This window comes from Bacillus sp. MN7755 (assembly GCF_054771475.1).
Genome location: NZ_BTRL01000016.1, coordinates 32992 through 55817 on the forward strand (window position 1 = coordinate 32992; position 22826 = coordinate 55817).

Sequence of the window (22826 nt, forward strand, 5' to 3'; positions counted from 1 at the left end):
CTAAGGGGATCTTATAATGAAATTTAAGTGGGAAAATTATCATTCTATATGGCTACTTTTACTAACAGGTTGGGTTGTAAGTTATGCAGATCGTATCATTACTGGTCCCATATTGACCTGGATGATTGAAAATAAAATCTCATTTTTACAAGATTCATCCTCTCCATATGCACTGGCTGGTATAATAGGAAGCTTATTGTTTACGGGGTATATGCTTACACAATTTCCAGGAGGCTATCTTGGGGATTCCTACGGTCATCGTAGTATTATTGTTATCAGTTTGCTGTGGGCAGGATTTACAACTGTTTTGAGTGGACTTACTACTACCTTATTTGGATTTGTAGCATTAAGAGTAATAGTCGGATTAGGCGAGGGGTTGTATTATTCAAATGATCGTACTTTAATTAATGAAGTGACTCCCATTAAAAGAAGAAGTTTAGGTATGGGAGTCGTCATAACAGGACTATCAATTGGTATTACCATTGGTACACTATTGACCCCTTATCTTATCAACTTTGGAGAAGAAGTATTAGGTTTTGAACATGCCTGGCGGATGCCATTCTTTCTTTTAGGTATATTAACAATGATTGTTGGAGTAATTGTTTATAAAACGTTTAAAAAGCAAGAGCCTAATATGGCAATAATCCCTCCATTGTTGAAAGTGTTACAGTATTCAGCTCTTTTTTTATCAATAATAATGATTATTTTCTATGTTGCTGATTATTTTCATCTACCTAGTTGGTCCTTAGCAATTATTGAATTAGTATTAGCGTTTGTATTGATTTTATTTGCATTAAATAAAAAGGCGGAAAAATTGTCACCAGTTTTACTAGACAAGAATCTATTATTAATGTATTTTTCTGCAATTCCTATTTTATGGAATTTGTGGTTTTTTGGATTTTGGTCAGTATCTATAATATCCCAGTCTGCAAGTACTTCGTTTTTAGAAGCAACTTTAACAGCTACTTTTAATGCTGTTGCTGGTATTATAGGATATCCATTAGGCGGCATACTTGCTGACTATTGCTTTAAAAATGGATGGGGGAAAAAACCGTTACTATTAACGTTTACTTTTATTCAGGGATCTCTTACTTTAATATTTGGGTGTTATTTAATATTTGAAGGGAAATCATTAATTATGATGGGCGTACTATTATTTATTACAAGTTTATTTTTTAATGCTATTCAAACTATTTCCCACTCAATGGTTGGAGATTTAGCTAAACCTGGATTAAAAGGAACAGCATTTGGGATGTGGAACTTAATAGGGGAGATTGGAGCAGTACTATCACCAGTTATTAATGGAATGATACGTGATATTACGGGTGGTTGGACAACCGCAATTCTATTGGATGGATTAATTGTATTATTCAGTTTTATATTAATATTATTTGTTCGTGAAAGAAGTGTACAAAATTCTTATAGTAGCATAGAGCAGTCGCATAAATTGGTAAATCACCGATAAACTCTATAAAGATTTTACCTGATAATTTGATTTGTATACAAACAAATCAAAAACGGAGTATTTAGGTGAATATATATATATAACGATTCCTTTAATGGTTAGGAATCGTTTTTTATTATATATTTTAAGGAGTATTATTTATAAAGATTTCTTCTTAATAAAATGTAAGATCTTCTAAGGTGCATACGTATTAATTCTTTATGAGGTGTGTGAGGTTAAAGCTTTTAGTTCTAAAGAAAAGTAAATCCCATATTAGTAATATAAGATGCATTTAAGTACCTTTTAGTGTAATATATAATTAAACATATTTTTACTTTAGTGCATATTTTTGTCGGTTTGTTTTGATATAGTGCTTATCAGAATTTAGATAGAAGATATGTATGGCGTGAAAATTAGGAGGGGTAGGAAAGAGAAATATTTCGTAGATGTTTAAATCATTATATATAAAACTATATGCTATATGAGGAGAGTTTACGGGGATGGAACTAATTGTTTACACAAATAACAACTTTTTATACACATTCATTAACCATGTCTTTCAAAAAAATGTGAAAATTAAACAAATTACAGATTGTCAAACATTTAGGGGAATTATTGCCGAAGCAAGAAAAAGTATAGTTCTTTTAGTAGACTCGGCACAAATCCAAGATGATCTTTGTTGGACACGAATGATGACTGAGACAATTGTTCCTATTATGGTTATTAATCCAGAGGAAAAAAATACTTTAAAAAGACTAATGTTATTAGAACAATCTTTATCTAATCTAATAACTGATGATTTTGAAGAAGATAGGGATGAACATATTATAGATTCTCATACGGTTAGTGATAGTATATTGTTAAATGGTACAACAATATTTGATGTTGGAAATCACTGTATTTATAAAGAGAATAAACAGTGTATTTTATCTACATTAGAATTTAAAATTTTATATTATTTAACTAAGAAACACGGTAAGCCTGTACCTGTAAATGAATTAATAGATTATTTAGATACAACTGAGAGTGTACTATATATATACATAAACAAAATTCGAAGTAAAATTGAATTTGAACCAAGAAGTCCTCAAATATTAAAAAATATTAGAGGGCAAGGATATGTTATAGAACAATATCAATAGTTATGTGTGAACTACTCATCATGTAACAAAGTTCCCACTTCAAGCTTTGTTACATGGTGAGCGATTCTCTAAATGAGAAAAAAATGCTTGTATATTAGTTCAAACAAGGCGTCGGAAGAAATATATACGTCTGGATATAAATCTTTTACAATTCGATATTGGTCAGCAAAGTTGAGAATGACATTAAGTAACCGAAATATTGACCCAGCCTCTACGAAGTATAAACGAGGGGATTCCTAGTCATCCCCAACCACCGAACATAGGGTGTGTAGACTAGTTGAGGTGGTTAAATATGAAAATTTTGATTTTACTTTATTAGAAACAAAGTTGCTGAAAAATTCCAAAGAAGTAGATAATGCAGCAATAATTAAAAAGGTCGAAGATAAGGTTTTTGAAAAAGATGATGTGCAAACCTATTTAGCGGAGATTCCTATTAATGTTACAGGAAAGAATGTCGGATATAGATTCGTTTCAGCTAGTATATTCATTGTTCTAGAAGTTCTATCAATAGATCTATTCAATATTAGTATACTTTGAGCATCTAAAATGGGTGTTTTTTTATTTGTTGTATAAAAATTACACATTAAACTAGTGAAAATTCTAATAAGACAAACGTGGAGTTATCATTATGAGTTGAGAATTGGAGCGCCATACTTATTTGTTGAAGGGTATCTAAAGAAGGGTACTCTTTTTATATTGCACCTTTTAATAAGGACAAGCATATATTGGAGTATGGGGTAGCCCCGTCATATATTTGAGCACCTGCAATCGTAAGGTGCTCTTTATTTTGTATAAAATGAAAATTTACTTTAAATAAGAATATAAATGGGAAGAATCTAATTATTGGATCCATATTTTACTCTAAGAGTTACGAATTTGATGCGATGTGAAAATGATTTGTTGAAAAAATGGAAGGCGGATTTTGCAAGCTGCTCAAGAAGAGAAGAGGCTGAAGAAGAAGGTTAAGAAAAAGAATAAGAAATATAGCATTCCTGGTAATACAGCTGACTTCATGAATGGCAAGCGTACTTATCGTAAAGAGAATGGAGTATGGAAGCAAAGAAATAAAGAAGATTGGGATATGATTTTGATTAAGTGTATAGGAATTTGTAATCTAGGTTGCGTCTTGTTTGTTGTTAAGGACAGATAAGGGGTGAAATAGATTTGAAACTGAAAGATTAAATAATAATAATATTATCACTTTAAAATGCAGAGAGTAGACTAGTAAACAAGCTGTTTTTGTTTTTAGCATAAAATATGATGAATCCTAGAGTTAAGAGGGAGTAATTATATTTATGGGATGTAGTGGTAATTTCAGACGCAGGCATAGAGATTGTGATGACCGTGACTGTGATTGCGCTAATCTTTTATTTACCAACTTTAGTATTATCATCAATCACATAATCTTTTGGTGCTTGTTCTTTATTTTCCATTAACTTTGTCAACGTTCCTAAAACACGTAATTAAGCTTGCTTCTATAATTTAAATGTTTGTGCTACGATTTCTGTTGCGATTCTTTTATTATCATCTACATGCTCTGCTCATATACCAAACTCTTTGTGGATTTTACATGTTATACCATATATTAGTGATAGGTGTTATAATATTCGGAAATAAATATTGTGGTTTTAGCAAAGGGCAAGCTACGGGATTACCATGGTAATCCCCAAAAACGTTGTTTTTGACTTGGTAGGAGTTTCCTACGACCTTTACAAATATAAATAAGCGATTTTTTTACAAAATCACTTATTTATTTGTTGTCGCTTCGCTCGATTAATTAATAAAATTGGTGGTGAAATGATGGGGTTTATTCACAAAACATATTTGCAAATTACTTTAGATGAAAAAGATAAAGAAATGATAAAAAATAAAGCTGTAGAATTAGGGTATAAATCAACTTCAGCATTTATTATTGATTCAGCAAAAACTCATTTTAAACTTAATGTCGATATGAAAACTTATAGGGATTTAACTAAAGAAATAAATTATATTGGTAAGAATATAAATAGCTTAATTAGAAGGATTAATACAGATGGAATTTATATGGATAGTGATATTGATTTTCTAAGAGTTAATCAGAAAAAAATCATAAGTTTAATCAATACCGAATATGACCGATTAATTGATTTGAAAACCAAGTTTAATAGCGATAGCTTGAGTAAAAAACAAAAGGAAAAATTAATACAATCGTTAACTGAAAATCAGATACAGATACCCAAAAAATTAGTATTAGAAGAAGTGTACGAAAAGATAAAAGAAGATTATGTTTATATCATACAATGCATAGAAAACTCGCCTGAACAAGATAAAGAAGTAACAGAATATGTTTGGCAATATTTATATGGAGATACGTTATATAATTTAGAAGATGATCTATTAATAAAACTGGCTGATAGCATTTTTATTTTTACACAGAAATTGAAATTTAAGTTATCCAAACTCGACAATATTTTTTCAGATGATGATTGGTTTGAACTGAAAGATATATTAGATGAATATGAAATTTATTAATTAAGGATTGATTATAATGCCTATTGGTATCTTTTTTCTTCTTCAACTGTTCGATACCAATTGGATAAAAGGATTTTGTATCAACTGTGATGATACGAGGTTTTGATGCATGAAATGACTGCAAAGCTTTCTTGAAAAATCACTTTGCGTCCTTATGATTTCTGGATTTACTCAAATAAAAGTCAATCATGTTTCATTCAAAACCAACTGCGCGATATAAATACATCCATTGTTCTCTTACCTTTATATATGTTTTGTCCACTTTTTATGAGTTATTCGTATGTTTGAGATGACGTTAAATCTGTTTATGAAACTCCGGTCCATATAGATGTACCCATCCTATAATAGTTGTATGAATCAAGAGAAACTCTTGTTCTTTTTATCATTTTCACCAAATCACGAAAGTTTAAGTTGTACCGTAGGTAACATCGTATAGTTAACAAGATAATGTTCGGTTGATAATGTTACCACTTAAATATATTCTCCTTTTCAATATAGATTACGCACCTTTTATAGAGTAGCACTATTAGTATGTCTAAGTTTGATAGGCCATTTTCATAGACTTCAAAGTTTTTGCACCAGAACCGTTTTTCATATATGGTGAAAGCCTATTACAATAGTAAAAAATAACTTGGGTACAATTGATAATGAAATGGGGAAAGATGCTAGGTGAAAGTAACCGGAGTGAATAGAAAAGTGATGACTTAGGGCATGTTGTAATTCCAATGGGGCTTAGAAATATGCTAGGTATTAAAGAAAAGTTATCGTTAGAGATTTTTGTAGAAGGTGAAGATAATGTTTTACAGAATTATCAGCCTGGTGATTGTACATTAAGAGGATAGGTGTCAAATCGTAACATAGCATTAGCGAATGGTAAGATAATTTTAGGTCCAGAAGGTGCAGGACTATTAATAAAATAAATGAAAAAATTACCGCTAACAGAACTAACTCCATTCCCTCATCTCTAAATTTATTTAGAGTATTTTCGTTAAAATGTGTGTGCCACTAGCATCAAAAAAAGAGATGTGTAGGGAAACATCATCTACTCAAATCAAGGATCCCAATATATATATCGTGCTTATTACTATACGCTTCAACAACTAGGCGCTATCAGCAAACACTCCCACAAAGGAAACTGCCATGACAATGCTTGTATTAAATCATTCTTCTCTCATTTTAAATCTGAAATGTTTTATCTTAATTATTATCAAACAAAAGAAGAACTAACTCAAGCAATTAAAATATACATCTATCATTACAACTACAAACGATTAAAAAAAGGCTTAACTATCGAGATTCGATATTCAATCTCGATAGTTAAGCAATCTAATTGACGGAAAGAAAATTAAATAATACTATCAGTATACATTAGTTTATGAGGTTACTTGCAAGAGCTTTAGAGTTTCTGCAGTAGAACCGAAATAAATACGTATAAAAATGATTAAACTTTATTTTAATTCAATAATGGATATTGTGGAGATGGATTTATGGAATGGGCATATAACAATTTAATGTGTGATAGAACACGGATATTTAGATTAAATAATGTACATAGATTTTCAGGGTGCACTATAACGCTATAGTGTTTAAATTAACGGAGTAGGGAAATGAGTGCTCAATATCATATTTAAAAGAGTGATTTATAACAAAAGCGTTACCTAATTAGATAAGGAGAGAGTAGAAATGAAAAGTACTCAACAAATGTTAGCGATTATTGAAGTAGAGGATAGGTGGTGTAATGAAAACGGGGAGATTATTGAGTATAAAAGAGAAGGTATTAAATGGGATCTAACAGATCGTTTTTTTGAAATTAGTATCGAAGTGTGGAATATGAGTTGGTCAAAGCTTCCTAAAAAGCCCGAAATAAATGTCCCACAAGGAAAAGAGAAAAAAGAGCAAATGTCACTTATGTTTACACCAGCTCATAAAGAAAAAGCCCGCAGAATCGCAAAAAGCCATAACATAAGTGTAAGTGAGTTATTTGCTTATTGGATAGACAAATATTAAAATCCTTTATTTACTGACTTGCTTAACTGTTATTATGGACATGAATAGATATCTAAATAAATGCAGCAACATAGCGCTATGTTGCTGCATTTATTTTTGTTCTGATGCAAAGATAAAATAAAAGAAAATATAGCATATATGTCGAGCGGGATTGTTGTTTTCTGGAAGGTCTTCTAGTGAAGAAAGAACCTCTTTTAGCGTCTCTCTTCCTGGAAAGAGATGAAATCCTCCTAGGTAATGCCCGATTAGGTAGATTTATATGAATAATTCCTTCAATTTGGAGTGGTAAATCTAAGTATTCGTACAGCCTATTTAAAACAATATATATACGATGTACAGTTTTATCGGAGTATTGAAAATCGGCTTTTAAATAGTTGAAAAATGATTCGAAATCTTCTTTCTGTAATAATTCCTAAATATTATAATTAGTAAATATTTTTGATTGGTACAGGCATTGAATGAAACTTTCCACCTCGTAGATATATCGTTTGATTGTAGAAGGACTTCTTCCTTTGTTGGATAAATAGGAAGAGAAGCTTTCTATTGTTTTTGGGGTCTCTTTTGTAGTCGTGCTATATTTTTCACTTTTTATCCTCATACCTTTTGACTACTCTGTAAAATGTAGGACTTGTCATATTGCACTTTTTCATAGCGTATAGCGCTGTGATCTTTCCGTGTTTCCAATCATTATATGCATCGATAAATTCTGGAGTGATTTCAGTCTTAGGTCTTCCCAAATGTTTTCCTTTTTTCTTTGCAGCTTCAATTCCTTCACGTTGACGAGTTTTTATCTTTGTTCGTTCTTCTTCAGCAAGCCATGACAAGATTTGGAGTACCAAATCAGTAATAAAATTTCCTAGACTATCTTTATATTGAGTTGTATCTAAAAGTGGCATATCTAATACGATAATATGAGCTTGAATATTTTGGGTAATATCTTTCCACTCCTCAAGGATAGCTTCTTTATTTCTGCCGAAACGATCTAGGGAATGAATGTATAAAATATCATCTTTTCTTAACATACGTTTTACGAGTTGATATTGATCACGATTAAAATCTCTTCCACTTTGTTTGTCGATAAAAATATCTCGTTCTTCAGTGATGAGTTGTTTCATTGCTACGAGCTGCCGATCTTCATTTTGATCTTTACTACTAACCCTTATATATCCGAATTTTCTTGTATTCAAAATAAATAGACATCCTTTCGAAAGTGTTTCTAATGAAATTATATCAAAAATACTTCAAAAGGTGTTATTAATTATTTACTACTTCAAAAGTGTATTTTCGAACCTTTCGAAGTAGTAAATGGAGTAGGTTTTAATATACATCAAAAGGTGTACCTTTTGATGTATGTTATTTATTTATATTATCTTACTAATATTTATCAACTAATGTATTTTTTTAGATAGTGAATGTGCAAGTGAAATTATTAATAAGTAAATGAATATATGAAGAAGGGCAAGATTATGAAGAAAGATAAAAAAATGATTGGAGGAAAAAAGAGATCATAAAATTGATCGGGGAATACGACTTGGTGAAATAGCAGTAAGAATTTTAGTTGGATGGACTTTAGTATGTATAAAGTTCATTCTACTTGTTACTATCTTGTTTGGTATTCAATATTTTATTACTAAATTAGCATGGGATAAATCCAATAAAATTCAATAAGTATAGACAAAAAAGCTTATCCGATAGCAATTGAACAGTTAAAAAAAGAAAAAAGCATACCTGATGGTATGCAACTTAGACAACAAAAGTATTTGAATAACATAGTAGAACAAGATCATTGCTTTATAAAGAAGTAAATCCGTTCCATGCTAGGGTTCAAATGTTTTGGCACAGCTACATCCATTCTTTCTGGAGTAGAAGCCATGCGTATGATTAAAAAAGAACAGCTTGATTTACGGGACCAGTCTGTCCAAAATCAGAAAAAATTCATCCATCAATTGTTTGGACTTTCAGCATAAGATACGCTTTCGTTAGGAATATATGCGCTTTATTCTTTTTTGTTTTATTTTTGCACCAGAACCATTGAACGGATCAACCGAACAACAGCAATTATTATTGCTAATGGTATCTTTGCAACGGTTCATTTTGATTGGTTCTTCTTGCCTTATTTTGTGAATAGATGCTTGTGTACATAGAGTTATGAAAAAACAAAAGATTTGAAAGTATCAATGTTAGTGCATATTTTATATATTTAGTTTGCGTTTTGGGCAACAAGTTTTCTTATAAACTAGCATGGAGCTATGTTAGTTTATAAGAAAATAAATTACGGTAATAATAGTGGCATAGTGATATATCACTATTTCTTTGAGTTGCGAAGTATAATCTTATAAAATTATACTTTTACTGAAAAGAAAACAATCAAATTTTCTCCTTTGGATTCGAAACTTCCATTTTATTTTCAGAGAACAGTCCATCCTTTTTTTTCATACATTGATCTATAGCATAGTCAATATCTAAAAGCTCTTTATTTGAGAGGTTATTTTCAATTAAGATGACGGGAATATCCTTTAACGATAATGGTAAAACAGTATCTGTTATAATTAAATCTATATTTTTTAAATCTATATTTTTAAATACCATAGCGGATTCATATAATTCCCAAAGATATTTCATTTTCAGGTTTGCTTTCCCCTTGAAATGTCTATTCATGTTATTCAAAGAAAAATCACTGATAATTTGAGAGCGGGATGTAACATATAAAACATTCGGATACAAGTTCTTTTCTGCAGTAATGTATTGTAACAATAATAAAGTAAAAGACATCGTTACTTTATTATGGCATTTAAAAGTCTTTTTCTTCTCCCAGATACTGCAAAGTTCAGCTACTTCTTCTAAAAATAGAGGGTATTCGTTAGTAATCCCTGTTAATACAGTTTGTTTTGGTGAATATTGAAGCTCTGGCAACACACTTCTTACTTTTGCAATACAATAAAGACTAAACATTTTAATGACAAAGGTTTTATCATATAGAAAATCAAACTCTAAATACTCTTTAAGAAAATGTAAGAATTCAAGAAACTCCTTACATTCATTTTGAGGAACATGTAAATGCTTAAAATTTTTATCTGCAGAAAATAGTTCTAGCGCTGTTACAATGTCAACTCTTGAATACTTTTCAAGAGCTAATTCAATGGAGTTTATATACTCTAACTCTGAAAATATTAATGCTAAATAAATGTATACTCGTTCTTTTATAGGAATTTCATAGTCTAACATTTCTTCCAATAATAAAAACAAACCATTAAACTCTTTAAAATACCCTTGCTGTATTAATTTCTCTTCAACACCAAAGGGGAGTTCTTCCGCTTCAAAGCCTTTCTGACTCCGTAAAATACAAATCGTTAAAAAGTTTAAAAATAGATTCATACCAAAATGAGTAAGGGTTATTCCATGTGTTGCCTCTAAATGAATCTTGAGCTTTAGCTTGAACTTTAGTGATATTTTCTGATGCACTCTAAAGCTCTGAAAATAAGAATTGCCACTTGTTAAAAATAAAATCTCGAATAATAATAAGCGAATGGCCCCTTCATTTCCCTCAATATAATAGGGCCTACTTTTTAAAGTTAAAAAAAATGGTTTAATCATCTGTTCCACTTTCTTGAGTAATTCAAGAGTCATGTTACGATTTATATATAACAACTCTCCAATTTCTTCTGTTGAATAACTTCTTCTTTCAACTAATAAATTTAGTAGCTGAACTTTTAACTCCTTATGATCATGGATAAATATGCTAGTAACTGTTTCATCTTGGGGATGAATTAATTTCATACCATATCCCTTTTTTGTATGCAAGATCCAATTTTCAGGAAGGAATTTCTTTATAATTTTAATCTCATTTTGAATAGTTTTATATGAACATCCAATGTAGACTCCTAGTTCTTCAGAGCTAATCCATCCAACTGCTTCTTCTAAATACTTCAATATTAAAAACTGCCTTTTGGTTATAATATGTTTTTCCATAAAAAAATCCCCTTTTTTACATATACCCATAAACTATTTTCCAAGTTGAAAATTATTGTCTATATTCTCTCCATTTTTGCAATATCGCAATAGAATTTAGTTACTTGCTTAGCTTCTGTTTCACCACAAGCAGCTAAACTAAATACTAAGCGATTGTACCCATTTTTATACATTTCTTTTCCTCCAGCTAGGTAAAATATAAGGCTCTGGAGCATAGTATATCAAAAAATAAATCGAATTTTGTCTTAATTATGTCGAATTTGTGGTATGGAATGATATTTTTTTTCCTTTGTTAGGGGAAGAAAGAAGGCTTTATAAGTCTTGATATCTTGTTATCATCATAATAATAGAAGGTTTAAAGCTGTGCTGCGAATTAATACATTGTCTCTCTAAGGTAGAAAGAGGAAAAAGAACCTTATGGTTGAGCATATTATGAGTAATTGTAATGGTTCTCATATGGTTTGTACCGAATTCCTTGTATCTGTAATTTATTTAGATAGACATGCTACGTTTCTAAAATGAAAATTAATAAACTAATATAAGTAAGGGAGAATGATGAGTACATTGTTACTTTAAGATATCCAAAGCGTGATGTATGAAGAAGATGCATATTTGTTAAAATTAATAGTGAACCTAGTACGCTTGAAAATAATTAATGAAATAATTAAACATAAAACATTACATGAAACACAGTTAACCAAAATTCTAGGTATTCGACAATCAACAACATCTCAACATCTATCAAAGATGAGAGGAATAATTTTAAATGTGGAAAGAAACGGTGTAGAAAATCATTATCAAATTAGTAATGAAAAGATGGTGCAAATATTTAAAGGATTAAGGTGTCTAATGAAGTAATAGTTGATTAGGTAATCTGAGTTATATGGTAAAAGTAAAATAATTTTATATAACTATAGTGAGTAGGTTAAATTTAAATAATAAGCAACTGCTGTCTGTAGGAATAGAGGTAACTAATTTGAGAAGTTCACTTTCCCCGTTCCCCCGTGTCTTCTTAAAAGTAACTATAAATCAAGTTGCTTCTACTCCTATGTACAGCATTGTTACGTCAGCCATGTCATGGCTGTACATAATTTAGCAACGTGAAAAAGGATAATAAACAAAAAAAAGCTATTTGGGGATAAAATAGTTTCTTTTTTGTTGAAACAATCTAGTTTTTAGCGAGTTATATCGATATTTCAAAGGTGTTTCTTGCTAGTGATTTTCCTTTTTTAAGTACTAGGGGGTGGAAATAGAAACCTAATCAGTGATTAAGAGGGGGGATGGTAATTTATATATATGAATTAATTGATAGTCTACTTAATTTATAATTCCATAGACTGTTATAGAATTATAATATTGCGTTTTGTCATGAAAATGTTGTAGAAACCTTTTCTTATCTTTAGTAAAGTGTAAATATGTTCTTTATGAATTGTAGGGGCAAATCTCAAGTATAAATTCCTTTTGTTGCAAGCTAAGACATTCACTGGTATCACAAGTGAGTGTCTTAGCTTTTTTTGTAGTTAAATTAGGATTTTAAGATGTTGGAGGGAGTATTGGAAACTTCTAGATGAACAAATAAAATCCAACTTTGTTATTTGTTCTCTTAACCGTACGAAACCTACTATTACACGACAAAGGAAAGGTTCAAATATTGTAATTCCATCCCACTCTCTACGAAAGAAAACAAAACAATAAGATTGACCAAAATGAAAAAATCAAAGATTACGAATTAAGAAGAGGCACCAACCTATAGAATTTTTCAATATATACAGATGTTATGTTACTTATTTTTATAGTTAAACCGAGTTCGCGGGGACATCAGAGTAATTTAAATAGATTATATGAAAGGGCAAAAAAATAGAATTAAGACCATTTATAATATTGCAAACTTGAAAGCAGAAGAGACAGGTAACCAGAAGGTTAAAATTGTGAAGTCAACTTAAAGAAACAATATTTACTTTGATAAAGGAAATATTTATGACTGATAAAAGTACCACATACTGTTAAGATTCTTTGAATAAGGTCATTGGAAATTCATATAAATGGATTTCCAATGACCTTGATGATGGATGCTTGTGTCAGATGAAACTTATTGGCGATGACGCTGTGCTTCGGCCACTTCTATAATCATTCAATCGGATTCAAGTTCGGTAAAAATGATGGAAGGTAAATCAACATGAGACGATACCTGTGTTTTCTAACAGGAACAATTTTCGAATGGAAAAATCGTTACATTCTAGAAGAGAATCATGTGAGATCAGGCAGGAAACACAATCAAAAACATAGCTCAAGTGACAGGCAACAATGTACCATCACAAAAGTTAAATAAAGGGAGGGGGAAAGGTGTAAACCGTTAAAAGAATCTTGAAATTCTCTGAAAAGGAGGAATTTTCACAGTGAAAAAGTATGTTGGTAAAGCGCTAATTCTGATGATGTCGGTGCTATTGTTTTTTCAGCAATTTACTATATCTGCAGTAGCTGCCACGTCAGAAGTACCAAATTTGGAACTGAATTTTAAAGCGCTACAACAAGAAGTACTTTCTGGAAAAACAGCTGATTTTGAGTTAGATGTAAAAGTGACGGGATCACAAACAACACTAACGAACGGCAAAATCGTTGTGAACTTACCGAAACATGTTGAAGTTCCAGTGGTCTATCCACAGATTCAAAATGGTGTTCCTGATAAAACTTTAACAATTGCAGGGGTTAGTCCAATTTATGATGCACAGAAAGGTACATTAACTTATACCTTTCCAGAACTAAAATCTGGGCAAATCTATAAGACTACTATTCAGGCAGTTCCTGAATTAGGAAAAACACCTGTCAATGATAAAGATAAAAACATCAGAGAACTAGAATTAGATGTAAGTATGACGGTAGATCAATATGCAGATGTGTTGAATTCAGGAAAGAAAACAACAAAGGTAATTTCAAATGAGGCTGTTAGTGCTTCTGGGGCTAAAGCTAAACCAGAAACAGCAACTGAAGAGTCAAAAGCTAAACCAGAAACAGCAACTCAAGAGTCTACTACACAAGAAACAGCAGCTCAGAGGTCTGCAGCTACACCAGGAACAGCAAATCTAGAGTTGTATTTAAACCCCCTACAACAAGAAGTACTTTCTGGAAAAACAGCTAATTTTGAGCTAGATGTAAAAGTGACGGGATCACAAACAACATTAACGAACGGCAAAATCGTTGTGAACTTACCGAAACATGCTGAAGTTCCAGTGGCCTATCCACAGATCCAAAATGGTGTTCCTGATAAAACGTTAACAATTGCTGGTGTGAGTCCAGTCTATGATGCACAGAAAGGTACATTAACTTATACCTTTCCAGAATTGAAATCAGGACAAGTCTATAAGACGATTATTCAGGCAACTCCTGAATTAGGGAAAACACCTGTCAGCGATAAAGGTAAAAATATCAGAAATCTCGAAGCTGATGTGAGTATGAAAGTAGATCAGTATACGGAAGCGTTGAACTCCGGTAAAAAAACGACAAAAGTTATTTCCAATGGGGCTGTGAGTATCTCAAAAGCTTATACCAGTACAGAGAAGTATAAAAATAATAAGTGGAATGTAAGCAATGATCCGCCGGTTCAAGGCGATTTAGGTAATTGGACCATTAAAGTTAGCATTCCAAAAACAGCCGCAGGACTTAGCTATATTCAAGAAAAGAGTAAAATCCGCATTGTAGATCAATTACCTAAAGGTCTTATTTTTTACCCGGAATATCAAGGATCAGGTTTTTCAGGTGTATACGATGCAACAAAGCGAACGATTACTTGGGAATTTGATGCGCCGACTTTTGCCGAACAAGACCGAGTAAGTATGAATGGGAATTTATTTGAAAAAGAATTAAAGCTTATTAATGTAAGGTTCGATTATAGCATCCCAAATTTCTCAACGATAACAAATACAGCAACTGCTACTTATCAGCCATATAGTATTGGAAATAAATCCCCTATTAGTACATCAGGAAGTGGCGATATAATGATTGCAAGTGGTGATGGGGATACGACAAATACGGTGGGTGCCTATTATTATGGGGTGCATAGAGGACCTATAGATGGTACTGGGAATTTTCAGACAGATAATTCAAAATTAGGTTATATCCCAACTGTTACAGACGATGCGTATTTACGTTTTTTTAACGGTATAATTATAGACCCTTATCAAATGGACTATCGCATCAATTCTGGAACTTGGCAATCAGGTAAGTATCCAGTTGGATTTCATCAACGAATAGTAAATTCAGGATATAAATACAAGACGATGGAATATACCGTTGATAGTAAATTAGATTTAACACAACTTCAATTTACGAAACCATATGATTTTTATATTTCAACATCTCTAGCAGCACCACTTATAAAAGTACCAGATACGTTTATTCAATTAAAAATAAATGGTGTATGGAAATCAGAATATCGTGTTCAATATCCAATTTCAAATGAACCTAATACGAAAACAGATAAATTGGATGTAACGCAATTTGGTAAGAATGGTCATGTCGAAGCTTTTCGCGTCATTTATAGAAATGCTTCTGGGAAAATGGCTGCTAAAGTTGATTCTTTTTATAATGTGAACAAAGGTGCTGTAGGGCAGACAACCAATAGTGTAAAGTTTAATTACGAGTTAAATGATGGTACAAAAGTAGAGCTTAGACCTTCTAATGACCAATCCGTTCAAGGGGATCGCCATGTCAATATCGTCAAAACTGCTAGTTCAACACCAATTGTACAAACTGCGATTCAATTTGTAGAAGGTGGAGATAAGCCACTATCAGGCTCAAACATACAACGCGGAAATAACCGTATCCAAATGGAGTTCCAAAACGATGCTGCATCACAGGCGAATATTCAGGGACCGCTAGAACTCGTCGCGTTATTACCAAAAGGGGTTAATATATTAGCAAAACCCAATGTACTGTATAGCTCAAATTCGTCGAATCCAACTTATAAAGTTATAGGAGAAGTAAATGGTCAACAACAAATCAAATTTACTTGGGACAATCGACGTGTATTACCTCGTGAAAAAATAACTGCGAGTTTTGATGTGGACGTAACTAGAAAGGCTTTATCAGATTTAAGCATGGAAGTCTATGGTTTCTCAGCAAATCAGAAACTGCAAGTACCTAGTTCTCAGGGAAATACAATTACGAAATCGGTTCTAGAAACAGATAAAAGTGATTTGAACAAAAATGGAAACATAAACGAGCCGCGTGTAAAGTCGGCAAATAAGTATTCACTTGTTAAAAACGATAACTTACAAATTGAAAAACTCGTAAAAGGTAGTTTAGACAATGAGTTTTCATTGTTTGGGCATACAAATCCAGATGGAAATGTAACGTATCGTTTCAAATTAACGAATACAACGAATGAAGTGATTGAACAGTTTATGTTTTTAGATGTATTACCTTCAGTAGGAGATTTAGGTATAACAGATAATAAGGCGAGAGATAGTAAGTTTGCAACCACATTAAAAGGACCAATTAGTTTTACCGATACAAAATGGCAGGATAAAGTTACTGTTTATTACAGCAAATCTAAAAATCCAAAGCGTGATGATTTATACGCAACAGTAGATTATTCAATCGGTTCTACACCACAACCGAACCCAGCTGGTGCAGAGAATCCAAATTGGATGCCTGTGAGTATGGTTACAAACTGGAATGAGATTCATAGTTTTAAAATTGTAATGAAAGAAGGCGTTGATTGGTTAGAAGGTCAAAATGTTCAATTTGACATACAGGCAAAAGCACCATCTTTACCAGTTGATCTAGCACTTCTAGATGAAACGATTCCAGAAATTAATCGTGCCGCGTGGAATTCTTTTGCAGTGACGGCGAATGGACTGCTAGCTGTAGAACCATTACGGGTAGGGGTTGCAATGAAGGCATTACCTGGATCAATTGAAATTACAAAAGTAGACGATCAAACTGGTAAAGTTCTCCCAGGTGCAACGTTTGAACTTCGGAAATATGAATCAGGTAGTTCAACGAATTATTCAGTAATAGCTAGTGGTACGACGGATAATTTAGGGAAATTGATACTTAAGGACCTCCCATTAGGTTCATATAAGCTTGTTGAAACGAAAGCACCAAATGATCATATGCTTTTAAAGGATCCGATAGATGTGAATATTACAAAATCAGGTGAAGTGGTAAAACTGACAGTGAAAAACACGAAGACAGGATGGGTAATACCAAAAACAGGCGGAAGCGGAACCATTTTGTTCTATGGAATGGGTGTATTACTTATGATAATTCCGCTTATTTTATGGCTTCGTAAAAAGAAATCAAACAATTGATTTCATGGTATGATGACCAGACAAAAAATAACTGAAGAAAATACAAAAAGTGAATGGGATATCCTAAACACTGGTGGTATGGGGATAACGACTTTCTAATTAATATAGGTGCTGTAGTGATAGTGTGTTATTTCTATATCTTTATAAGAGAAAAATAATAAGTAGATTATAAAAATTATAGAAAGAGTGAGGAGGAGAACATGAAGAAATTATTTAGTATGTTATTAATTTGTGTATTAACGTTATCGATGTTGCCAAGTATGTTTGCAAATGCGGCAGCTCCAGAGAAAGGGTCTTTAACAATCCATAAGTATGAACAAGAAAAAAATGGAACAGCAGGTGCAGAAGGTGATGGTTCTGCAAATCAAACCCTTCCTACAGATGCTAAGGCATTACCAGGCGTAACGTTTGAGATTAAACAAATTATGTCATTCAATAAGATTTCAAATGATGGGAAAATTGTTGAAGAATCTGTAACACCAGTAACAAATGCAACTCCAATTACAGTAACAACAGATGCAAACGGTCTAGCTATATTTAAAGATTTACCATTAGGTCGTTATGAAGTAAAAGAAGTTTCTGGTCCACCACATGTTAATTTAAACCCAAATACGTATACAGTTGACGTTCCAATGACAAGCAAAGATGGTGTTGCGTTAAACTATGACGTGCACATGTATCCAAAGAACGAAACGAAACGCGGTGCAGTAGAATTAACAAAAACAGGTGCAGAAGATAAAGCATTAGCAGGTGCAGAATTCTCTATCTTTAAAGCAGATGGCACAGCAGTAAAAACTGGTTTAACAACAGGTACTGACGGAAAAATTCGTGCAGAAGGTCTAGAGTACGGTGATTATTATTTCCAAGAAACAAAAGCGCCAACAGGATATGTTTTAGATTCAACAAAATATCCGTTTTCAATTAAAGAATCAGGTACAATTAATGCAGACGGTACGATTAAATCTGGTGTTGTTGTGTCAGTAGAAATTACAAACTATCTAGAACCAACAATTGATAAAAAGATTAATAACGATTTAGAGTTTTTACCAATTAATCCGTTAACAGATTACAATTATGACATTAAAACATTAATTCCAGAAGATATTAAAGACTACAAAAATTATGTTGTAACAGATAATGTAGATGATCGCTTAAACATTATTGGTACACCAGTTGTGAAAATCGATGGTGTAGTAGTAGATTCTAGCGTAGTAGAAGTAGTTGTAAATGGGCAACAAGTAACAGCTACTGTAAAAGATTTTTCAAAGTTAGATGGTAAAAAAGAACTTCATTTGCAAATCAAGTCGCAAATTAAAGAAGGTACAGCGGCAGGAACAGAAATTCCAAATACAGCAACAATTGATTTTACAAACAAAAACGATGTAAAGGGTGAAAAAGAAACAAAACCAGTAATTGTTGTTCCAACAAGTGGTAGCATTGCATTAACAAAAGTTGATGGCGACAATAACAAAACGTTACAAGGTGCAGAATTTGAATTACGTGATAAAAAAGGTAATGTGGTAAAAGTAGATGGTAAAGAAGTAAAAGGTGTATCAGACGAAAATGGTTTAATTAAATGGAATAACATTCCTTACGGAGAATACCAAATTATTGAGACAAAAGCACCAACTTATAAAAAAGAAGATGGAACAACAGGTTCTTATCAATTATTAAGAGATCCAATTGATGTAACAATTAATGCAGAACATCAAAAAATTGAATTGAATGTGGAGAATAATAAGAACGGTTGGTACCTTCCTTCAACAGGTGGTATGGGAACAATCATATTCTCTGTAGTAGGTATTGCATTAATGGTTGCAGCAGCATTTGTTTTCTTTAGAAGAAAAACAGTAAATAACTAATTATTTAAACATCTATACTTATAATATTTACATGTGAAAAGAGGAGAGCTGTTCGCTTCTCCTCTTTTACATATGTCAATACAAGATAAAGGGGACACTATGAAACGTAATATTATTTTTGGGTGTATTTTTTTATTAGGACTGTGTATCTTCTTATATCCAACCGTAAGCAATTGGTTAGCGACTAGAGCACATTACTCTCAGGTGAGTTCCTATGATGAAAAGGTAAAGTCACTTCAAAAGAAAGAACTGGAACGCCGAGAAAAAGAAGCGAATGAATATAATAAACAAATTCAACATTCGAATAAATCGTTTTCAGATCCATTCGCAGACAAAGAAAAAAATGAGGGGAAATCGTATGCCGATGCCCTTAACATAGGGGATGTTATGGGGTATGTGGAAATCCCAAAAATTCATGTGAAACTACCCATTTATCCAGGAACTTCCGAGGAAGTTTTGAGCCGTGGGGTTGGTCATTTAGACAAGTCTTCATTGCCAGTAGGAGGAGAAGGGACTCACACCGTTTTGACAGGACATCGCGGTTTGCCTTCGGCATTATTGTTTACTGATTTAGATAAAATGAAAGAATCTGATGTTTTCTATATTCATTCCTTAGATAAAATTCTAGCCTATCAAGTTGATCAGATTAAAGTTGTATTACCAAGTGAAACAGAGGATTTATTAATTGTAAATGATCAAGAGTATGCCACTTTACTTACCTGTACTCCTTATGGAGTTAATACTCATAGGTTGTTAGTGAGGGGGCATAAAATTCCTTATGAACCAAAAGAAAAAGAGAAATCGATAAATTCTGAGCCATCTATGTTAGAAGATTGGAGAGTTATTGCCTCAATATTCGCTATTTTAGTAGCGGTTGTACTCCTAATCCTCATAAAAAGAAAAAAGAAAAAATTATAGTTAAAGTGTCTTGCTATGTCATTCATTGAAAGATTACTTAGGAATTATTAGCAAATAGGATATTCAAGTAATAATAAGGAGAAGTTTTTGAAAGAGAGTGGACTATTCTTGACAAAAACAATAGAGGAAATATATCAAGAAATATTAGATAGCAAAAGAAAAAGTTTTCCTCCCGGTACATGGAGCGAAGATATGAACGGAGAATCAAAAAGGAGGGTAACGCGATATTTAATTGAGGATGTTTTAAAATTGAGCGATGAGGATATTAAGGAAAAATGGAACCAGAGTCTCATTATAAAATTCAAATTAACTAGTGTGATGCAGGCTTATCGAAGTAGTCCATATGAGATGTTAAACGCAGTATATCCCAATCGATTTGAACCATGGGAGTTAAAGTATACTCCTAAGTGTTTTTGGACATACGAAAAAGGATTGGAAATATTAAGGAGAATAATTGAAGAAAAAGAAAGATTAACAGAGTATCAATTACTAAATAAGTATGATTTGAAGTGGTTAATAGAAAATAAACTGGGCGAGGTATGTTCGAGCCATTTTAATGGTAGCCCCTATCAAATGTTGAATGCAGCATATCCCGATCGATTTAAAGAGTGGGAATTGAAAAGTGTCCCTAAGAATTTTTGGACTAAGGAAAAAGGGTTGTTGGCCTTACGTTGGTGGATTGAGAAAAAAGAAAAATTAACAAAAGAAGACGTACTTGATGTGTATAGTGGGGAGTGGTTAAGAGAAAGAAATTTAGGTACACCACTGTTGAAGTATTGGAATAGAAACGCTTATCAGATGTTAAATGCAGCATATCCCAATCAATATAGAGAATGGGAATTAAAAAGAGTGTCTAATAAATTTTGGAACGATAAAGAAAAGAGTTTAAAGATTTTTAAGCAGATTATCAAGGAAAAGGGCATGTCTCAGGACGATATAAAGAAACACTACAGTTTGAAGTGGATTGTAAATAACGGGTTGAGGACACCGCTCATGATGTTTTGGTCGGATAGCCCCTATCAGATGTTAAATGAGGCGTATCCAAATCAATTTAAAGAATGGGAATTAAAAGTAGTACCTAATAGGTTTTGGGAAAAAGAGAAAGCGAAAAAAATAATTAAGGATGAAATAGATAAAGCAGGGATATCTGTTTCACAGTTATTAAAAATAGGAGGAAGAAAATGGATGATGAAAAACAAATTAAGTACACCTTTTAATAAATATTGGGGAGGGAGTACCTTTAAGATGTTAAAAGAAATATATCCGAAAGAATTTGAAGTGGAAAATAGTAAGCGGGTGTACTAAATGTATGAAAAGATTGTTATTCAGTGCCATATTATTTATTATTGGGTTCGGAGTATTTTTATATCCAACTGTTTCAAATTATATCAATCATCGTGTTTATGAAACAGAAATAACAAATTATGAAAACAAGGTGAGAAACTCAAAGGAAGAAGACATAAGTAAGAAATCTAAAACAATGGAAGCTTATAATGAGTCATTAAAGGGATTAAGCTTCCCTACGGAAGATCCTTTTAGCAATAGCGACAAGAAAAATACAACGCTTGTCAATATGATAAAAGAAGATGATGTACTAGGCACTGTTAGTATTCCAAAAATCAATGAAGAATTTCCCATCTACTTAGGTGCAACCGAGAAGCATCTAAGTATGGGTGTTGGTCAAATTGGTGGAACTTCCTTTCCTATCGGTGGACCTGATACGCATACAGTATTAGCTGGACATCGTGGTTATCATGGTGCTAAAATGTTCCGACATCTTGATCGACTCGAAAATGGCGACAAATTCTATATCCGTATTTTAGGAAAAGAATTAACGTATGAAGTAACGGGACGCGAAGTTATTTATCCCAGCCAAGTGGAAAAGATAGCGATTGTGAAGGGAAAGGATAAGGCTACATTACTTACATGTGAACCGTACACTTCAAGTAAATACCGCTTGCTCGTTTATGGTGAGAGGATAAAAGAAGAAATCCCTCAGAATAATACAAAAGCTCGAACAGAGAGTATTATGAGACTTAAACAATCTCAAGTACATGAATTTGTCCGAAAAATCAGTTTTATGATAATGGGACTGTTGGTTATTTTTATTGGGTTGTTGGGGTTTCTAAGGAAGAAAAAATAAGGTTCTGGTGCAAAAAATAAAGATGCTGGCAAGTAATCTCTAAACCTTGAACATACTGATACTATTACTCTATAAAGGGTGTGTGATCAGTGTGGAAAAAGAAAAGATATTCAGGTGGAAACATTATCAGCCAGATATCATTCTTTTAATTGTACGTTGATACCTGCGGTACAACCTCAGATCTCGCGATTTGGTGGAAATGATGGAAGAAAGAGGGCTATCCTTAGCCCATACAACTATTATGCGTTTGGTTCATCAATATGGGCCTGAATTGGATATAGGTATTCCAATCAGGCAAATAAAATATCTAAATATTATCGTGGAGCAAGACCACTGTTTCATTAAAAGACGCATACGATCTATGCTAGAATTTAAATCTTTTCGTACAGCTACATCTATTCTTGCAGGAGTAGAAGCCATGCATATGATAAAAAAGAACAGATTGATTTACAGGATTAGTCTGTTCAAAAGCAAAAACATAGCGCTACGTTGTCACTTTATCCAAAAGAATTGTGTTAT

The 22826-nt window shown here is 32.4% G+C and carries 14 protein-coding genes and 7 pseudogenes; 17 read left to right on the top strand and 4 right to left on the bottom strand.

The features are described from left to right. Positions 1 to 16: 16 nt before the first annotated feature. The 5 genes and pseudogenes from ACYVEC_RS19015 (at position 17) to ACYVEC_RS19035 (ending at position 5097) form a co-directional block, all read left to right on the top strand. Positions 17 to 1465: an MFS transporter gene (locus ACYVEC_RS19015; RefSeq protein WP_460507821.1), complete on the top strand. Its 1449-nt coding sequence runs from the start codon at positions 17 to 19 to the stop codon at positions 1463 to 1465. A gap of 479 nt (positions 1466 to 1944) precedes the next feature. Further along, a complete protein-coding gene (locus ACYVEC_RS19020; RefSeq protein ID WP_460507824.1) occupies positions 1945 to 2586 on the top strand; it encodes a winged helix-turn-helix domain-containing protein in 642 nt (213 codons plus the stop codon). A 264-nt stretch (positions 2587 to 2850) separates the two neighbouring features. Beyond that, positions 2851 to 3123 (top strand): hypothetical protein, encoded by a 273-nt coding sequence (locus ACYVEC_RS19025; RefSeq protein WP_460507827.1) that lies wholly within the window; start codon positions 2851 to 2853, stop codon positions 3121 to 3123. A 342-nt stretch (positions 3124 to 3465) separates the two neighbouring features. After that, positions 3466 to 3655: pseudogene (locus tag ACYVEC_RS19030) on the top strand (hypothetical protein); the annotation flags it as partial. 731 nt (positions 3656 to 4386) lie between these two features. Beyond that, entirely contained in the window at positions 4387 to 5097 is a 711-nt protein-coding gene (locus ACYVEC_RS19035) for a hypothetical protein (protein ID WP_460507830.1), read from the top strand. A 31-nt stretch (positions 5098 to 5128) separates the two neighbouring features. Here the strand turns inward: ACYVEC_RS19035 and ACYVEC_RS19040 are convergent. Then, positions 5129 to 5546, bottom strand: a pseudogene (locus tag ACYVEC_RS19040) (IS6 family transposase); the annotation flags it as partial. 220 nt (positions 5547 to 5766) lie between these two features. Here ACYVEC_RS19040 and ACYVEC_RS19045 point away from each other — a divergent pair. From ACYVEC_RS19045 to ACYVEC_RS19055, 3 genes and pseudogenes are all read left to right on the top strand, one after another. After that, positions 5767 to 6017, top strand: a pseudogene (locus ACYVEC_RS19045) (AbrB/MazE/SpoVT family DNA-binding domain-containing protein). 189 nt (positions 6018 to 6206) lie between these two features. Further along, positions 6207 to 6431, top strand: a complete 225-nt coding sequence (locus ACYVEC_RS19050; protein WP_460507903.1) for an IS3 family transposase — start codon at positions 6207 to 6209, stop codon at positions 6429 to 6431. 349 nt (positions 6432 to 6780) lie between these two features. Then, positions 6781 to 7104 (top strand): hypothetical protein, encoded by a 324-nt coding sequence (locus ACYVEC_RS19055; protein WP_460507834.1) that lies wholly within the window; start codon positions 6781 to 6783, stop codon positions 7102 to 7104. 141 nt (positions 7105 to 7245) lie between these two features. On the opposite strand, the pseudogene ACYVEC_RS19060 reads toward ACYVEC_RS19055, so the two are convergent. Continuing rightward, a pseudogene (locus ACYVEC_RS19060) lies at positions 7246 to 7702 on the bottom strand (phage integrase N-terminal SAM-like domain-containing protein); the annotation flags it as partial. Then, the gene (locus tag ACYVEC_RS19065) at positions 7686 to 8291 is read right to left on the bottom strand and encodes a recombinase family protein (RefSeq protein WP_460507837.1); all 606 of its coding nucleotides are present in this window, start codon (positions 8289 to 8291) and stop codon (positions 7686 to 7688) included. The gene ACYVEC_RS19065 and the pseudogene ACYVEC_RS19060, both read right to left, overlap by 17 nt. Before the next feature lie 477 nt (positions 8292 to 8768). Between ACYVEC_RS19065 and ACYVEC_RS19070 the strand changes: the two are divergent. Next, a pseudogene (locus tag ACYVEC_RS19070) lies at positions 8769 to 9071 on the top strand (DDE-type integrase/transposase/recombinase); the annotation flags it as partial. Positions 9072 to 9128: 57 nt separating this feature from the next. Then, a pseudogene (locus ACYVEC_RS19075) lies at positions 9129 to 9308 on the top strand (CPBP family glutamic-type intramembrane protease); the annotation flags it as partial. A gap of 163 nt (positions 9309 to 9471) precedes the next feature. On the opposite strand, the gene ACYVEC_RS19080 reads toward ACYVEC_RS19075, so the two are convergent. Beyond that, complete coding sequence (locus tag ACYVEC_RS19080) at positions 9472 to 11073, bottom strand: helix-turn-helix domain-containing protein (protein ID WP_460507840.1); 1602 nt, start codon at positions 11071 to 11073, stop codon at positions 9472 to 9474. A gap of 591 nt (positions 11074 to 11664) precedes the next feature. On the opposite strand from ACYVEC_RS19080, the gene ACYVEC_RS19085 reads away from it, so the two are divergent. The 7 genes and pseudogenes from ACYVEC_RS19085 to ACYVEC_RS19115 all read left to right on the top strand — a co-directional run. Then, positions 11665 to 11931, top strand: a complete 267-nt coding sequence (locus tag ACYVEC_RS19085) for an ArsR/SmtB family transcription factor (protein WP_208018073.1) — start codon at positions 11665 to 11667, stop codon at positions 11929 to 11931. A gap of 1538 nt (positions 11932 to 13469) precedes the next feature. Beyond that, the gene (locus tag ACYVEC_RS19090; protein ID WP_460507843.1) at positions 13470 to 17384 is read left to right on the top strand and encodes a SpaA isopeptide-forming pilin-related protein; all 3915 of its coding nucleotides are present in this window, start codon (positions 13470 to 13472) and stop codon (positions 17382 to 17384) included. 200 nt (positions 17385 to 17584) lie between these two features. Next, positions 17585 to 19246, top strand: coding sequence for a SpaA isopeptide-forming pilin-related protein (locus tag ACYVEC_RS19095; RefSeq protein ID WP_460507846.1), 1662 nt, complete (start codon positions 17585 to 17587; stop codon positions 19244 to 19246). A gap of 99 nt (positions 19247 to 19345) precedes the next feature. After that, positions 19346 to 20164 carry a class C sortase gene (locus ACYVEC_RS19100; protein ID WP_460507849.1) on the top strand — a complete coding sequence of 273 codons (819 nt, stop codon included), beginning with the start codon at positions 19346 to 19348 and terminating at the stop codon, positions 20162 to 20164. A gap of 87 nt (positions 20165 to 20251) precedes the next feature. Then, positions 20252 to 21469 carry a DUF4046 domain-containing protein gene (locus tag ACYVEC_RS19105; protein ID WP_460507852.1) on the top strand — a complete coding sequence of 406 codons (1218 nt, stop codon included), beginning with the start codon at positions 20252 to 20254 and terminating at the stop codon, positions 21467 to 21469. Positions 21470 to 21473: 4 nt separating this feature from the next. Continuing rightward, the gene (locus ACYVEC_RS19110; RefSeq protein WP_460507855.1) at positions 21474 to 22307 is read left to right on the top strand and encodes a class C sortase; all 834 of its coding nucleotides are present in this window, start codon (positions 21474 to 21476) and stop codon (positions 22305 to 22307) included. A 91-nt stretch (positions 22308 to 22398) separates the two neighbouring features. Further along, positions 22399 to 22761 (top strand): annotated as a pseudogene (locus ACYVEC_RS19115) (DDE-type integrase/transposase/recombinase); the annotation flags it as partial. Positions 22762 to 22826 lie beyond the last annotated feature (65 nt).

Excerpts from the sequence above, each read along its gene's own strand:
- ACYVEC_RS19015 (WP_460507821.1), top strand. The coding sequence starts at position 17 with ATGAAATTTAAGTGGGAAAATTATCATTCTATATGGCTACTTTTACTA.
- ACYVEC_RS19035 (WP_460507830.1), top strand. The coding sequence starts at position 4,387 with ATGGGGTTTATTCACAAAACATATTTGCAAATTACTTTAGATGAAAAA.
- ACYVEC_RS19100 (WP_460507849.1), top strand. The coding sequence starts at position 19,346 with ATGAAACGTAATATTATTTTTGGGTGTATTTTTTTATTAGGACTGTGT.
- ACYVEC_RS19055 (WP_460507834.1), top strand. The coding sequence starts at position 6,781 with ATGAAAAGTACTCAACAAATGTTAGCGATTATTGAAGTAGAGGATAGG.
- ACYVEC_RS19110 (WP_460507855.1), top strand. The coding sequence starts at position 21,474 with ATGAAAAGATTGTTATTCAGTGCCATATTATTTATTATTGGGTTCGGA.
- ACYVEC_RS19020 (WP_460507824.1), top strand. The coding sequence starts at position 1,945 with ATGGAACTAATTGTTTACACAAATAACAACTTTTTATACACATTCATT.
- ACYVEC_RS19095 (WP_460507846.1), top strand. The coding sequence starts at position 17,585 with ATGAAGAAATTATTTAGTATGTTATTAATTTGTGTATTAACGTTATCG.
- ACYVEC_RS19080 (WP_460507840.1), bottom strand. The coding sequence starts at position 11,073 with ATGGAAAAACATATTATAACCAAAAGGCAGTTTTTAATATTGAAGTAT.
- ACYVEC_RS19085 (WP_208018073.1), top strand. The coding sequence starts at position 11,665 with ATGTATGAAGAAGATGCATATTTGTTAAAATTAATAGTGAACCTAGTA.